Here is a 13945-nt window from a genome sequence, read left to right on the forward strand (position 1 = left end):
CACTCGACCCTGGAGGGACTTGCGGAGAATCGGAGCCGATGCGAACCTCGCCGCAACATGGCTCGCGCACGTTCCGATTCTCCGCTTCTTTTCGAAATCGTCGAAAAGCCCGATTTCTCCTTCGAGACGAAGGCGATGGCCGAAGGCCTGTGGCCGGTGGCAGGCATGGATGAGGCCGGCCGCGGTCCGCTGGCCGGGCCGGTGGTGGCGGCGGCCGTGATCCTCGATCCCGCCAACATTCCCGACGGGCTCGACGATTCCAAACGGCTCAACCATTTGCAGCGCGAGGCGCTGTTCCTGAAAATCCTGGGGTCAGCGCTCGGCGTGTCGATGGCCTCGGTCAGTGCCGAAGGCATTGACGGCAGCAACATCCTCAAGGCCAGCCTGGAAGCCATGCGCCGCGCCCTTGCCGGCCTGCCGATCCAGGCGAAGCTGGCGCTGGCCGATGGCCGCGATGTGCCGCCGGGCCTCCTCTGCCAAGGCCGCGCGCTGATCAAGGGCGACCAGCGCTCGCAATCGATCGCCGCCGCCTCGATCGTCGCCAAGGTGATGCGCGACCGCATGATGTGCGGCTGCGGCAGCCACCACGAACGCTACGGGTTCGAAGTCCATATGGGCTACGCCACCGTGCGGCACCGCACCGCGATCGAAGCGCATGGTCCGGTGGCAAGGCTGCACCGGGCGTCATTCGCGCCGTTCAGGCTGGGTGGGGTTGAGGTGGTGGAAGAAGAAGGGTTTGTCGGGTTGGACAGCTAATCTCCCCCCTTGAGGGGGAGATGGCCGGCAGGCCAGAGGGGGTCGCCGCGCGTGAAGCGCTAGCCCTTCTTCGCAGCAGAATGCGTCGCGCCCGGTCGAACGGAACCCGTCTGTCGCCTTTGGCGACATCTCCCCCTCGAGGGGGGAGATCAGGCGCACCACCGCCTTCGCCAATCTCCGTCGCCGCTCAACAAAAAAGCCGCCAGGTTGCCCGGGCGGCTTGATGTCAGCGAGTTAACCCCGCTCAGTTCAGCCTGGCCTTCACGTCCTGCAGCGCGGACTTGAACAGGTCGGCGCCGGCCTTGGCGTCGATCTTGCCGGCAAGCAGCGTGCGGGCCGCCTCGACAGCGATGTCGACGGCGCTGGCGCGCACTTCGGCGACGGCTTCGCGCTCGGCCTGGCCGATCTTCTGCTCGGCAAGCGCGGTGCGGCGGGTGACATAGTCTTCGGTCTTCTTGTGCGCCTCGGCGGCAAGCATGTCGGCTTCGCGCTTGGCGGCAGCGACGATGGCTGCGGCCTCCTGCTCGGCTTCCTTGCGCTTCTTCTGGTATTGGCCGAGCAGTTGCTGGGCCTCTTCGCGCAACCGGCGGGCTTCCGCAAGCTCGTCGCTGATCTTGGTCGCACGGGCGTCGAGCGACTTGGCGATCAGGCCCGGCACCTTGATGTAAACGGCAACGCCGAGGAAAATGACGAGGGCAACTGTTGCCCAAAGCGTTGCGAGAGATGTGGCGTCCATGATGTGCTCCTCACCGGGCCACGGATTTGACCGCAGCCGAGATCTCGGCCTTGCTCGTCTTGCCGCCGACAAGCGCATCGACGATGGCTGAAGCGGTGTCCTCGGCAATCGTGCCGACTTCCTTCATGGCGTTGGCCTTGATGGAAGCAATGCTGGCCTCGGCCTCGCCGAGCTTCTTGTCGAGGGCGGCCTCGACCTTCTTGCGGGCAGCCTCGGCTTCAGCCTTGGCAGCGTCGTTGGCCTGCTGGCCTATCGCGTTGGCCTTGGCCTTGGCTTCCGCAAGTTCCTGCTCGTAAGCGGCAACGGCGGCGTCGGCCTCGCCCTTCAGCCTGGCGGCCTGGTCGAGGTCCTGCGTGATGCGATCGCTGCGGACGTCGATGATGCCGCCAAGGCGCGGCATCACCACCTTCTTCAGGAACAGATAGAACAGCCCGAACGTGATCGCCAGCCACAGAAGCTGGGACGGAAACGTCGCCGGATCGAATGGCGGGAACGTGCCGTGCGCCTCGGCAGGCACGCCGGCGCCGGAATGCGTGCCGCCTTCCGTACCGGTATGGCCTTCAGCGGCGGGTGCGGACTCTTGCGCAAACGCAGATGTCACGAACATGGACTATCCCCTGATATCAGGCATGGCCGCAGGAATGCGGCCAGCCAATTCTTCCCAATGCTCGTCCGACCGATAATTGGCCGAACAGGGGCTCAGCCGAACAGGGCGAGAAGCGCGATGAGAAGCGAGAAAATGCCCAGAGCTTCGGTCACGGCGAAGCCGAAAATCAGGCGGCCGAACTGGCCATCGGCGGCCGACGGATTGCGCAGGGCGCCCGCCAGGTAGCTGCCGAAGATGTTGCCGAGGCCAATGCCCGCGCCGCCCATGCCCAGGCAAGCGATACCGGCGCCGATGTACTTTGCTGCTTCTGCGTCCATTTTAAACTCCTTTGGATCTGTAATTCGTTGCAATTCCATCCGGCGAAAGATGCCGGAAATTCTATCTAGTGCGAAGGATGCAGCGCATCATTCAGGTACATGCAGGTGAGCACGGCGAACACATATGCCTGCAAGAGCGCCACGAGCAACTCCAGCGCGGTCAGCGCCACAGCCATCGCCAGCGGCAGGATCGATCCCGCAACGCCGAGCGCGCCGAGCGCACTCAGGCTGACCACAAACCCGGAAAACACCTTCAGGGTAATGTGGCCGGCGAGCATATTGGCGAACAGACGAACCGATAGGCTGACCGGACGCGAGACAAAGGAAATCACCTCGATCGGAACGACAAGCACCATCATCAGGATGGGCACGCCCTTCGGCACGAAAAGCTTGAGGAAGCCCAGACCGTGCTTCATGAAGCCATAGACGATGACGGTTCCGATCACCAGCGCGGCCAGGCCGAAGGTGACGATGATGTGGCTGGTGATGGTGAAGAAATAAGGAAAAAGGCCAAGCAGATTGGCAACAAGCACGAACATGAACAGCGAGAACACTAAGGGAAAGAACTTCATACCTTGGGTTCCGGCTGCATCGCGCAACATGTTCGCGACGAACTCGTAGGCCATTTCCGAAACCGACTGCAGGCGGCCGGGAACAAGGCTGCGGCTTGCGGTCGAGAGGTAAAGAAACGCCGATGCAATGGCCACGGTCGCGACCATGAACAGAGCCGAATTGGTGAAGGACAGGTCATAGCCGCCGATATTGATCGGAATCAGCTTGACGATATGGAACTGGTGGATCGGATCGACCTTGTCAGCAGCCATTTACATCCCCGTCAAAACCGCGAGCGGCCTTAAGTGTCCTTGTGCGCCATTGGCGGCGCGCCATTTCATTCTTTCGGATCGTGCGACTTCTCGCTTTTTCCGAATTCCGCCACAACACCTGACGAACGCAGGACATTGAGCACGCCGGCGCCAAAGCCCAGCAACAAGCCGACGACCAGACCCCATGGCGAGGTTCCCGCCACGCGATCCAGAAACCAGCCAAGGCCCACACCCACCACTATCCCGGCGATGAACTCGCTGGACAGCTTGAGCGCCTGGCCATATCCGGCCGTCGCCTTCGCGCCGTCATTCCCCTCGAGCTGATCCGGCCGTCTTGTCGCAAGCGATGCTCCAAGCTCACGCCGGCGGCGTTCGAGATCTTCGTCGCGGATGTCGGCCTCGTGCTTGCTGCCGCGGCCGGTTTCTCCGGTTCCGTCTGGCCCGTTCTTGTCGGCCATCGTAACCCCCCTGCCCGGTCAGACCGTCACCGTCCGTCCGCTTCTAAAGTCGCCGGCAACATAGTTAGAGGGTTTGCGCCCGTCAAGCCACGGGCGGGACTTCAAAGCCATGTATTTTTTCTATTGGAATCAATCACTTGGCGAGGTGCGACATCGTGCCCGGCACTATCGGGTCGGCACATGCCCCGAATCCGTCCGGCGACCGCTGTCCGATTTCGGCTTCCAGGGCCTTTGCGGTTCGTTTGCGACAGGCAAGCCGAAGGGCTCAGCTCCAGCCGCCGCCATAGGTGCGGTAGAAGATATGCAGGCCGATCTTGGTCATCTTCTGCATCGTGCGCGCCCAGCCCGGATGGACGTAGTTGGCGTAGTAGTGGGTCGATGAGCCGACTTCGGGAATGAAGATCTTGCCGGCGGTGACCGCCATCGCGACGTCCTGCGCGGTCTTGTAGTGGGCGGGGCTCTCGATGCGCTTCTTGCGGCCGTCGCAGGCGAAGGAGAACTGGCAGCGGTTCAGCCAGTTGTCGTTCTGGTAGACGACGCCGCAAATCGAGTTCGGATAGGCCGGATTGCGGACGCGGTTGAGAATGACCTGGGCGACGGCGGCCTGGCCGCGCACGGATTCTCCCCGCGCCTCGAAATAGATGCCGTTGGCGAGGCAGGCCTGCTCCTTCGTGGAGAAGACGCTGGCCGGCAGCGGGTTCTGGATCCACGAATGATCGCCCTTGGCCATCGGCGGAATGAAGCGCCCGCTGCTCGGCTCCTCGTCCTGCAGCAGCGCTTCGAAGGGCGAGGCCTTGGCGTAATCGGGTTCGGCCTGGGCATAGGCGGTGGCCAGCACGTCCGGTCTGTCATTGTTGACGAGGGCGGCAAGCATGGCCGGCACGCCGGGATCGGGCTTCTTGTCCACATTGGTGTGGAAGGACTGGGCGATCTGGATTTCCTTGCCTTTGATGCCGGGCTTGGCGAAGGCGAGCTTCAGGCCGCTGTCCATGCTCGGCCGCAGCAGCGAGGAGGTGCGCTGGAAGATCGAGCCGGCATTGAAGTTCTTCGGCGGCGCCACCGGCGAGACCTGGATGATGCGGCCCTTCTTGTCGGCGCGCATGATGCGGTCCTCGTCGGGCGTGATGCCGGCGACATTGCCCTTGCCGCGAAACGAGACCTTGCCGACGCCGGGCAGGCGCACGCCCGAGCCCGAGAGCGAACCGGTGGTGACGGAATCGATGAAAGGCATTTCGGCGGCATGAACCGAGCCGGCGACGGATCGCTCGACATAAGAGTTCCAGCGGGTGCCCGAGGCTTCGAGGCCGGAAATCAGGCTGCCCATGTCCTGGTAGGCGACGACGGTTGGAAAGCCGATCCAGATGCCGAGCCCGATGACCAATGGCGGTACGAAGGAACGTTTTTTCTCACCGGCGGCGGCGGCCAGCCGCTTCAGGACACGTCGATGCACGGGGAACTCTCCAGAAACGCAACTGAGCCACTGGAGAGCCAAAGTGAAGCATTAACCTTGATGCGGGGTTAACGCGGTCGATCGTGTTGGTCCGAAGCGGCCCGAAATGGGACGCCGTTTGCCGGCCGGCAACCCGTCAGTTCGGCCGCAGGAAAATTGGCCATGCAATCATGGCGCAGAGCGCGCCCACCAGCCAGACGCCAGGCCACGACCAGATGAGCAGCAAAGCCGGAATGGCGGTCGGCACCACGAAGAAGGCGATGAAGACGAAGCTGTTGGCAAGACCGAGCGCGGTTCCGGCGCGGCTGGCGCCAGCAAGCGTGGCGAGTTCGGTGTAGGCGACGCCATGCCAGGCGGAGACCGAAATGCCGGCAACGACCAGCAGCACGGCGATCGCCGGGATCAACGCGGCATGGGCGTCTGGCGTGGCTCCTGCCGCCAGGACCAGCAGGCCGACGGCCGCGAAGCCAAGCGCGCTTGTCATGCTGCAGAGGCGCAGGAACCAGCGGCGGTTGCCATGGCGGTCGGTGAAGCGGCCGCTCCAGACGCGCATCACCATGGCGCCGGTCTGCACCGCGGCAAGGCTGGCGCTGATCGTGAGCGTGGCTATGCCGGCGAAATCGTGCAGGAAGACCGAGGCAAAGGTCAGCACCGCCACTTGCGGAAAGCAGAGCAGGCCGATGGCGGTGGCGATGCGCCAGACCTCGACATTGCGCAGCGGCGCCGGACCGCCCGACTTTGCCATGGCCATGCTGCCGGCATTGTCCAGTTCCGGCGGCTGGTGCAGCCATCGCCAGGCAAACAGCGCAGAGACGGCGTTCATGGCGGCCAGCAGCCCGAAGACCGCCGCGAAACCGTGCACCGATGCCAGCGACGGCAGGACCAGCGCGCCGAGCCCGCCGCCGAGCGGCACCGCGGTCTGCCTGATGCTCATGGCAAAGCCACGTTCGCCTTCGTGGAACCAGGCCATGATGGCGCGGCCGCTGGAACCGTTGACGCTGCCGCCGAGCAGGCCGGCGACCAGAAGGCATGCGGCCAGCATTGCGACGCCAGGCACATAGGTCACTGAGGGCACGATGAACAACGCCATCAAGGCGAGCCACGCCGCGGTCGCGCCAAGGCCGGTCAACAGCACGCCGCGATCGCCCCAGCGGTCGGTGAGCAGGCCCCAGGGCAGTTCGCTCAAGGCAACGCCCAGTCCGAGAAGGCCGAGGACCAGACCGAGATTGCCATTGCTCAAGTGATAACCCGACCGCAGAAACACCGCCGCCGCCGGTATGCCGGCGAAGGTGGCGGAGAAACTGGCATTGGCGGCAACGCCGATGCCAAGCACCTTCCAGCGATGATTGGCGGGAAATTGTTCAGCCTTCGACGTGACGGCGGCGGCTCGGCCAACCCGGCCTGGCTCACAATTTGCGTCGGCAATCGACATGGCGGGACTCCTGTTGATGCCCTTTCAGGGCCTTGACGCCTCGTCTTTACCGCCATAACCTCATCCCGAATAGCGGGAAGTTTTTGACAATTGTTCCCGAAAAACAGGATCGTTGTGATGCGCCGCGTAACCTTCGACCTCGATGTCCTCCGAAGCTTCGTCACCGGCATGGAACTCGGCAGCTTCGCCAAGGCCGCCGACCGGCTTGGACGCTCGACCTCGGCGGTGAGCGCGCAACTGAAGAAGTTGGAGGACCAGGCGGCCACGCCGATCTTCCGCAAGTCGGGCCGCGGACTGGCGTTGACCGAAGCCGGCGAAACCATGCTCGGCTATGCCAGGCGGCTGCTCGAGTTGAACGACGAGGCGGCCTCGGCCATCCACGACGTGGAACTGGAAGGCTGGGTCAGGCTCGGCCTGCAGGAGGATTTCGGCGAGGCGGTGCTGCCGGAGGTGCTCGGACGCTTCGCCCGCGCGCACCCCAAGGTCAAGATCGAGGCGCGGATCGGGCGCAGCTATGAACTCGCCGAGCGGATCACATCAGGCAATCTCGACATTGCGCTGGCCTGGGACAGCGGCCAGGCGCTGCCTTACAGCCGGCATGTCGGCGACGCGCAATTGCGCTGGATCGGGCCGGCAAAGCTGATCGAGACCAGGCTGCGCGAGGGCGAGGCACTGCCGCTGGTGGCGCTGGAAGCGCCATGCCTGCTGCGCACAGTGACGACGGAAACGCTCGACCGCGCCGGCCTGCCATGGCGGATGGCCTTCTCCAGCCCCAGCCTTGGCGGCATCTGGGCGGCGGTCGCCGCCGGCCTCGGCCTGACCATCCGCACGGATATCGGCCTGCCGGCCAATGTCAGGGCGATGGCGCCGCAAACGCTGGGCTTACCCGCGCTGCCGACCATGGCGCTGGTGCTGCACCAGAAAGACGCCGAACTGGACCCGGTGGCGGCGCGGCTGGCGGATATATTGTGGCACGCGGCGGTGGCGGCGCTGCCGCAGGACGAGCGGTTGAGAGAGGTCGCTTAGACGGAAGCGGCTGTCCAGCGTAGCGTTCCGTCACACCCCCCTCTGTCCTGCCGGACATCTCCCCCGCAAGGGGGGAGATTGGATCTCGCGAATGCTTTCGCCAATTTTCAACGTTGCAAGAGAGGCTCCAAAGACGAAACGACTGATCTCCCCCCTTGCGGGGGAGATGCCGGTAGTGTGCTGAGAGTTCTGCAAATTCGCTGAGAGGGGGCGGTCATGGCAGGCTGGTGATTGTTCACGTCACCTGATTCCCGCGAAGGAACGCCACCATGACCAAGACTGAAGTTAAGACCGCCAGCGCTGCCGTCAAAGACATTTTGCTTTCGAACCCGGATGGATTGCACGAAGTGCTCCGTGCGGTGATGCAGGAGGTGCTTGAGGCCGAGATGGACGAGGCGCTGGGTGCCTCGAAGAGCGAGCGCACGCCCGAACGGCTTGGCTATCGCTCGGGCTATTACGGCCGTACCCTTGTGACGCGGGTCGGCAAGCTCGAGCTGCGGGTTCCGCAGGACCGGGCCGGGCGCTTCTCCACCGAGCTGTTCGAGCGCTACCAGCGTTCCGAGCGGGCCTTGGTGGCGACACTGGCGGAGATGTATGTGCAGGGCGTGTCGACCCGCAAGGTGAAGGCGATCACGGAAGAACTGTGCGGCCATGCCTTCTCGGCCTCGTCGATCTCGGCCATCAACAAGCGGCTGGACGAGAGCCTCGCTGCCTTTGCCAGGCGCCCCCTTCAAGAGCCGTTTCCTTACCTCATCCTCGATGCGCGCTACGAGAAGGTGCGTGAAGCCGGTGTTGTCATGAGCCAGGCGGTGCTGATCGCGGTCGGTATCGACTGGGACGGAAGGCGCCAGATCCTGGCCGTGGAGATGGCCAATCGCGAGAGCCGCTCGGCCTGGAGGGACTTCCTCGTCGGCCTCAAAGCGCGCGGCCTCAAGGGCGTCGAGTTGGTTGTGTCCGACGATCACGCCGGCCTGGTGGCAGCGACCGGCGAGGTGATCCCCGAAGCCGCCTGGCAACGCTGCTACGTGCACTTCCTCAGGAACGCGCTCGATCATCTGCCGAGGAAGCACGGCGACGACTGCCTGCAGGAATTGCGCTGGCTCTACGACCGGCGCGATCTCGCAGAGGCCAGGGCTGATCTTGCCGCATGGCTTGCCAAATGGTCGGCCCGCTATCCGCGCCTGACAGGCTGGGCCGAGGATGCCATCGAACAAACCCTGACCTTCTTCAGGCTGCCGAGACAGCACCACAAGCATCTCAAATCCACCAACATGCTGGAGCGGCTCAACGAGGAAATCCGCCGGCGCACCTATGTCGTGCGCATCTTCCCCAATACCGAAAGCTGCCTGCGCCTGGTCAGGGCCTTGGCCGTCGAGACCAATGAAAACTGGATGGAGGCCAACCGATACATCAACATGGACGACCTGCGCGAGCACAAGAAGCTCGCTCTGCGCCAAGCCGCATGACCAGCATCATGGCTGCCCCATTTTGCAGAACTTGACGCACACAACCGGAGATGCCCGGCAGGGCAGAGGGGGGTGCTGTCCCGCCAGCCTGAAGCTTATTTGCGCTCACTTGCGCTTGTTCGCTCTCCCCGCGAACGGGTTGTCCGAAGTCCGCAGCGCTATCCTGATCGGCACGCCGGGCATGTCGAAGGCTTCGCGCAGGCTGTTGGAGAGGTAGCGGACATAGGATTGCGGCATCGCGTCGGGCCGCGAGCACTGGACGACGAAACCCGGCGGCCGGGTCTTGGCCTGGGTGACGTATTTGACCTTGAGCCGGCGGCCGGCGACGGCGGGTGGCGGGTGATGCGCCAGAATGCTTTCCAGCCAACGGTTGAGCTTGCCGGTGGAAACGCGGCTGTTCCACACCTTGTGCGTCTTGATGACGGCATCCATCAGCTTGTCGAGGCTGCGCCCGGTCTCGGCCGAAACCGTCACCGCCTGGATGCCGCGCACTTGCGGCAAAAGCCGTGTGGTCTTTTCGCGCAATTCGGCCAGCAGTTCCTGCGGATTGTCGATCAGGTCCCATTTGTTGAAGGCGATGACCGGCGCCCTGCCCTCGCGGATGATCAGGTCGGCGATCTGCAGGTCCTGCTTTTCGAACGGGATGGTGGCGTCGAGCACGATGATGACGATCTCGGCAAAGCGGATGGCGCGCAGACCGTCCTGCACCGACATCACTTCCAGCTTTTCGTGGATCCTGGCCTTGCGGCGCATGCCGGCAGTGTCGAACAGTTTTAGGCGACGGCCATGCCAGTCCCAGTCGACCGAGATGGAATCTCGGGTGATGCCTGCTTCCGGGCCGGTCAAAAGCCGCTCCTCGCCGATCAGCGCGTTGATCAGCGTCGACTTGCCGGCATTGGGACGGCCGACGACGGCGATGCGCATCGGCTTGGTGTCGTCATAGGCAGGTTCAGCGTCGGGATCGGTGATGTCCTCGCCGATCAGCACCTCGCTGGCGGCGACCTCGTCTTCGGCTTCGGCCTCTTCCTCGTCGAAAGCGCGCTTCTCGCCAAGGGCTTCGATGACAGCATCGCGCAGGTCGGGCATGCCCTGGCCATGCTCTGCCGAGACCGGGATCGGCTCACCGAGACCCAGTTCCCAGGCTTCCAGCATGCCGCCCTGGGCGCCCTTGGCCTCGGCCTTGTTGGCGACCAGCACGACCGGCTTGCCGGACTTGCGCACGATCTCGGCGAAGGTGCGATCATCGGGCAGCAGGCCGGACTTGGCGTCGATGGTGAAGAAGATCAGGTCGGCTTCGCGGATGGCGATCTCGGTCTGCGCGCGCATGCGGCCGGGCAGCGTCGAAGCGGCGGCGTCCTCGAAGCCGGCGGTGTCGATGACATCGAAATGCAGATCGTAGAGTTTTGCCGCGTGGACGCGACGGTCGCGGGTGACGCCCGGCGTGTCGTCGACAAGCGCCAGCTTCCGTCCGACCAGCCGGTTGAAAAGCGTCGATTTGCCGACATTGGGCCGGCCGATAATGGCGACTTTGAAGCTCATCCGGCTATCCATATCATCGCCCAAACCGCAGCGCGCCCTTGGGTCAGGCCCGAGGGCAGGCTTTGGGCGATGCGTATCATGACGCGCCCGAGCCGCGGATCAGTTCGGACATCAACGTCGCCCGCTGGCGCGCATTGCGCGGCGCGCCGTCATCGGCGGCGATCTGGTCGAACAGTTTCAGCGCATCCTGGGTCTTGCCTTCCTTCCAGGCGGCAAGGCCGAGCGCTTCGCGCGCCGTGTGGCGCAGCGTGTTGTTGTCGGCGGTCAGCGCCTCGACGCGGCTGGAGACATCGGCGACGGAGCCGTGGTCGACGAGCAGCAGAGCTGCCCGCAGGCGCGCCATGTCGCGAATGCCCTGCGGAATGGCGGTGTCGGCGGCGACGCCATCGAAATCCGTAACGGCGGCGGCAAAGTCGCCCTTGTCGGCCTTGACGGTTGCGGCGCGCATACGGGCGAGCAGTGGATAGGCGCCGTAGCCATCCTTTTCCAGCTGTTCGAGCGCTGTCAGCGCCTCGTCGCTCTTGCCGTCATTGGCAAGCTTCAGCGCCTGCGAGAAGGCATCGCCCGAGCGGTTGGCGCGGGTCTCATCCCAATAGCGGTAGCCGACGAAGGCAGCGGTGCCGAGCACCACCAGGATAGCAAGGCCAAGCAGCGCCGGACCGAAACGATCCCACAGCGCCTGCGCCTTTTCGCGGCGCATCTCGTCGTTGACTTCGCGGATAAAACTGTCGTCGGACATCAATCAAAACCATTGCTGCCCCAACAGGGGCGCTTCTTGAGCCCGCGTTTTAGCGAAATTTCGCGGGCATGGAAGGGGCTGGGCAGGAAAATCGGCTAATCGCCGGGCGCATAGCTGCCGACTTTGATCGCACCCACGCCACATTTTGCCGATAGCCGGCTTTGACTGCCTCCAGATCAAGCCCAGATTGCCGATGCCACGTTTGTCCCGCGTTGTCGCATTTTCCACCGCTGTGCTTGCCACGGCGGGCGTTGCTTACGCCGACCCGCCGGCGGCGCCATCCCCGGCAAAGCCGAAGCAGATCGTCATCATCTCGTTCGACAGCGCCCGTGAGATATCGCAATGGCAGCGCAGCCGGGCGCTAGCCAAGCGCACCGGCGCGCATTTTACCTACTTCCTTTCCTGCGTGTTCCTGCTGTCGCAGCAGACACGCGCCGAATACACCGCGCCGGCCAGGTCCGCGGGCAAATCCAACATCGGCTTCGCCGCCTCGAAACAGGAAGTCGCGGACCGGCTCGACCAGATCGGCCTCGCCGCGTCGGAGGGCCATGACATTGCCAGCCATGGCTGCGGCCATTTCGACGGCAAGGACTGGAGCAAGGCCGACTGGCTGAAGGAATTCGCATCGTTCGAGCGCATTCTGGAGAACGCCTATGCAATCAACGGCATTGCGCCCGAGCCCGCAGGCTGGCGCGCTATTGCCCATGCCGTGGTCGGCTTTCGCGCGCCCTATCTGTCGACCAGCAAAGGGCTCTACGAGGCCCTGCCTGAAGCCGGCTACCACTATGACGCCAGCGGCGTCTCGAACGGCCCGGTCGAGCCGCCGACCGGCGGCGGCTTGACCCGCTTTTCGCTGCCACAGATCCCGGAAGGCCCGAGTTCAAGGCCGGTGATCGCCATGGACTACAATCTCTATGTCAGGCATTCCGGCAGTTTCGAGCGGCCGAGCCAGGCAGCCGAGTTCAGCGATCGGACCTACCAGGCGTTCCGCGCCGCCTTCGACAAGCAATATCAGGGCAAGCGCATCCCGCTGGTGCTGAGCTTCCATTTCACGCTGATGAATGACGGCGCCTACTGGAACGCGCTGGAGCGCTTTGCCGACGAGACGTGCGTGAAAGCCGACGTCGAATGCATCAGTTTTCGCGATTATGTGCAGCGGCAACGTGGTAGCGAGAGGCAGGCGGCGGTGGGCGGCTGAGCCGCCAACCGTCTGTGCAAATAGGATCAAGCCGGGTCGGGTTCCTTTGCCTGTTCCTGACGCTCCATGAAGTGGCGGTCAATGTCGGGCAGCGGCTCGCCGCGAATCGTCGCCTCGAAGGCGCGAAGGCGCTTGTGAACTGACAGAAGCTCGACAATCGTCGACCAAGAATTGACGAGATACTGGAATGAGTTGGTTACCTGACTGAAGGCTGAACTGACCTGGTTGATGAGACCCAGCGTCAGCGTTCCAGCGATCATGGAAGGCACCATCAGGAAGTAGGAGAAGACGTTGTTGGTCTGAAGATAAAGATAGCGGACCACGTTGAAATACACATAGTGGAAATACAGGCGAAAGTAGTTTTGCCGCACACTCGCAAACAGCTCCGCGACGGTCGGCGGCTGCGCCCGGGCCGGATCGTCCTCACCGTAGACGAGTTCCTTGCGATATGCTGCCTCGACGCGCTGGTTACGAAACTGCAAGCCAGGAAGCTTGATGCCTGCGGTCGCAATGATGACTGTACCGAAGACTGCCCAGAAGATCGCAGCCAAAACCAGCGGCTGAGGAACATGACCGATCAATGGCAACTCTGTGACATGCTTAGAATAACTGAGCAGGATCGGCATGAAAGCGATAAGCGTCATGATGGAATCGACGAAGCTAGTGCCAAGGTCTTCCATTATCTTGGAAAACCGCATCGTGTCTTCCTGCACACGCTGTGCAGCGCCCTCAATATGGCGCAGCTTCGGCCAATAGGACATGTAGTAATTGTTCATCGCAGTGCGCCAGCGAAACACCCAGTGGCTGACGAAGAAGTTTGTCAAAACGAACACGGTAACCGCGACAAGAGCGATACCGAGGAAAGTGATTATTTGAGCGTAAAGATCAGCCTCGGTTGCCTTGACCGTTTTGCTAACGATGCCCTGAATGAGGTCCCAGAATGGTCCATACCATGCGTTGATCGCCACGCTTACCTGCACCTGAAAGTAGGTCGTGAACAGGAGCAGCGAACTGCCGAGGATAGACCATTGGTCCCACGGGTGCGGAGAATACCAGTGCCAGAAGCCATAGAATATCAAAACGCCAAGCGCATAGTAGATGTAGAACCAGAGGAACGGAGGCGACCAGAACACCGAGACGCCTATGATGGGCGGCGCGTCGGCAAGAGCCGGAGGCAAGCCGAGAAACGCGCCAAGCTGGTCAGCACCGAGGAACCAGGCTGCCACGAGAACCGCAGTCCAGACGACGGCCGAGATGAAAAACAGCTTCGGCTGCGGGAAGAAGGATACGAACACTGTGGTGAAATCCTCGGTCGGTGCGCAAATCAGCGGGGTTCGGCGGGCATAAAGTCACACATTAGGTGGAAAGCAAATGCCCGTACCCGATGCCCGGCATCG

The 13945-nt window shown here is 63.2% G+C and carries 14 protein-coding genes; 4 read left to right on the top strand and 10 right to left on the bottom strand.

Going from position 1 to position 13945, the window contains the following annotated elements; genetic code table 11:
* The first annotated feature begins 57 nt into the window (after positions 1-57).
* A complete protein-coding gene (rnhB, locus tag NLY33_RS27850) occupies positions 58-756 on the top strand; it encodes a ribonuclease HII (protein ID WP_023705183.1) in 699 nt (232 codons plus the stop codon).
* A gap of 244 nt (positions 757-1000) precedes the next feature.
* Here rnhB and NLY33_RS27855 read toward each other — a convergent pair whose 3' ends face one another.
* The 7 genes from NLY33_RS27855 to NLY33_RS27885 all read right to left on the bottom strand — a co-directional run bounded on the left by NLY33_RS27855 (position 1001) and on the right by NLY33_RS27885 (position 6580).
* The gene (locus NLY33_RS27855; protein ID WP_023668483.1) at positions 1001-1492 is read right to left on the bottom strand and encodes a F0F1 ATP synthase subunit B; all 492 of its coding nucleotides are present in this window, start codon (positions 1490-1492) and stop codon (positions 1001-1003) included.
* Positions 1493-1502: 10 nt separating this feature from the next.
* The gene (locus tag NLY33_RS27860; protein ID WP_023705184.1) at positions 1503-2099 is read right to left on the bottom strand and encodes a F0F1 ATP synthase subunit B; all 597 of its coding nucleotides are present in this window, start codon (positions 2097-2099) and stop codon (positions 1503-1505) included.
* A gap of 92 nt (positions 2100-2191) precedes the next feature.
* The gene (locus tag NLY33_RS27865; protein WP_006206606.1) at positions 2192-2416 is read right to left on the bottom strand and encodes a F0F1 ATP synthase subunit C; all 225 of its coding nucleotides are present in this window, start codon (positions 2414-2416) and stop codon (positions 2192-2194) included.
* A 65-nt stretch (positions 2417-2481) separates the two neighbouring features.
* Entirely contained in the window at positions 2482-3240 is a 759-nt protein-coding gene (locus NLY33_RS27870) for a F0F1 ATP synthase subunit A (RefSeq protein WP_023696586.1), read from the bottom strand.
* A gap of 65 nt (positions 3241-3305) precedes the next feature.
* Positions 3306-3698 (bottom strand): AtpZ/AtpI family protein, encoded by a 393-nt coding sequence (locus NLY33_RS27875; RefSeq protein WP_023668486.1) that lies wholly within the window; start codon positions 3696-3698, stop codon positions 3306-3308.
* A gap of 265 nt (positions 3699-3963) precedes the next feature.
* Positions 3964-5148, bottom strand: coding sequence for a cell wall hydrolase (locus tag NLY33_RS27880; RefSeq protein ID WP_023705185.1), 1185 nt, complete (start codon positions 5146-5148; stop codon positions 3964-3966).
* A gap of 136 nt (positions 5149-5284) precedes the next feature.
* On the bottom strand, positions 5285-6580 hold the full coding sequence (locus NLY33_RS27885; RefSeq protein ID WP_023705186.1) for an MFS transporter: 1296 nt from the start codon (positions 6578-6580) through the stop codon (positions 5285-5287).
* Positions 6581-6697: 117 nt separating this feature from the next.
* Between NLY33_RS27885 and NLY33_RS27890 the strand changes: the two genes are divergently transcribed.
* Together NLY33_RS27890 and NLY33_RS27895 are read left to right on the top strand one after the other, a co-directional pair.
* Positions 6698-7606 carry a LysR substrate-binding domain-containing protein gene (locus tag NLY33_RS27890; RefSeq protein WP_023668489.1) on the top strand — a complete coding sequence of 303 codons (909 nt, stop codon included), beginning with the start codon at positions 6698-6700 and terminating at the stop codon, positions 7604-7606.
* A 269-nt stretch (positions 7607-7875) separates the two neighbouring features.
* Positions 7876-9072, top strand: a complete 1197-nt coding sequence (locus NLY33_RS27895) for an IS256 family transposase (RefSeq protein ID WP_286439426.1) — start codon at positions 7876-7878, stop codon at positions 9070-9072.
* Between the two features lie 105 nt (positions 9073-9177).
* On the opposite strand, the gene der is transcribed toward NLY33_RS27895, so the two are convergent.
* Complete coding sequence (gene der, locus NLY33_RS27900; RefSeq protein WP_023696590.1) at positions 9178-10611, bottom strand: ribosome biogenesis GTPase Der; 1434 nt, start codon at positions 10609-10611, stop codon at positions 9178-9180.
* Positions 10612-10687: 76 nt separating this feature from the next.
* Positions 10688-11350 carry a tetratricopeptide repeat protein gene (locus tag NLY33_RS27905; protein WP_023692117.1) on the bottom strand — a complete coding sequence of 221 codons (663 nt, stop codon included), beginning with the start codon at positions 11348-11350 and terminating at the stop codon, positions 10688-10690.
* Between the two features lie 193 nt (positions 11351-11543).
* Between NLY33_RS27905 and NLY33_RS27910 the strand changes: the two genes are divergently transcribed.
* Positions 11544-12548, top strand: coding sequence for a polysaccharide deacetylase family protein (locus tag NLY33_RS27910; protein WP_023708159.1), 1005 nt, complete (start codon positions 11544-11546; stop codon positions 12546-12548).
* 26 nt (positions 12549-12574) lie between these two features.
* Here the strand turns inward: NLY33_RS27910 and sbmA are convergent, their stop codons facing one another.
* Positions 12575-13843 carry a peptide antibiotic transporter SbmA gene (gene sbmA / locus NLY33_RS27915; protein ID WP_023704870.1) on the bottom strand — a complete coding sequence of 423 codons (1269 nt, stop codon included), beginning with the start codon at positions 13841-13843 and terminating at the stop codon, positions 12575-12577.
* Between the last annotated feature and the right edge of the window lie 102 nt (positions 13844-13945).

It is taken from the genome of Mesorhizobium sp. C432A, from assembly GCF_030323145.1.
Lineage (GTDB): Bacteria > Pseudomonadota > Alphaproteobacteria > Rhizobiales > Rhizobiaceae > Mesorhizobium.

Excerpts from the sequence above, each read along its gene's own strand:
- NLY33_RS27885 (WP_023705186.1), bottom strand. The coding sequence starts at position 6,580 with ATGTCGATTGCCGACGCAAATTGTGAGCCAGGCCGGGTTGGCCGAGCC.
- der (WP_023696590.1), bottom strand. The coding sequence starts at position 10,611 with ATGAGCTTCAAAGTCGCCATTATCGGCCGGCCCAATGTCGGCAAATCG.
- NLY33_RS27895 (WP_286439426.1), top strand. The coding sequence starts at position 7,876 with ATGACCAAGACTGAAGTTAAGACCGCCAGCGCTGCCGTCAAAGACATT.
- NLY33_RS27865 (WP_006206606.1), bottom strand. The coding sequence starts at position 2,416 with ATGGACGCAGAAGCAGCAAAGTACATCGGCGCCGGTATCGCTTGCCTG.
- NLY33_RS27870 (WP_023696586.1), bottom strand. The coding sequence starts at position 3,240 with ATGGCTGCTGACAAGGTCGATCCGATCCACCAGTTCCATATCGTCAAG.
- NLY33_RS27875 (WP_023668486.1), bottom strand. The coding sequence starts at position 3,698 with ATGGCCGACAAGAACGGGCCAGACGGAACCGGAGAAACCGGCCGCGGC.
- rnhB (WP_023705183.1), top strand. The coding sequence starts at position 58 with ATGGCTCGCGCACGTTCCGATTCTCCGCTTCTTTTCGAAATCGTCGAA.
- NLY33_RS27905 (WP_023692117.1), bottom strand. The coding sequence starts at position 11,350 with ATGTCCGACGACAGTTTTATCCGCGAAGTCAACGACGAGATGCGCCGC.
- NLY33_RS27860 (WP_023705184.1), bottom strand. The coding sequence starts at position 2,099 with ATGTTCGTGACATCTGCGTTTGCGCAAGAGTCCGCACCCGCCGCTGAA.
- NLY33_RS27890 (WP_023668489.1), top strand. The coding sequence starts at position 6,698 with ATGCGCCGCGTAACCTTCGACCTCGATGTCCTCCGAAGCTTCGTCACC.
- NLY33_RS27855 (WP_023668483.1), bottom strand. The coding sequence starts at position 1,492 with ATGGACGCCACATCTCTCGCAACGCTTTGGGCAACAGTTGCCCTCGTC.
- NLY33_RS27910 (WP_023708159.1), top strand. The coding sequence starts at position 11,544 with ATGCCACGTTTGTCCCGCGTTGTCGCATTTTCCACCGCTGTGCTTGCC.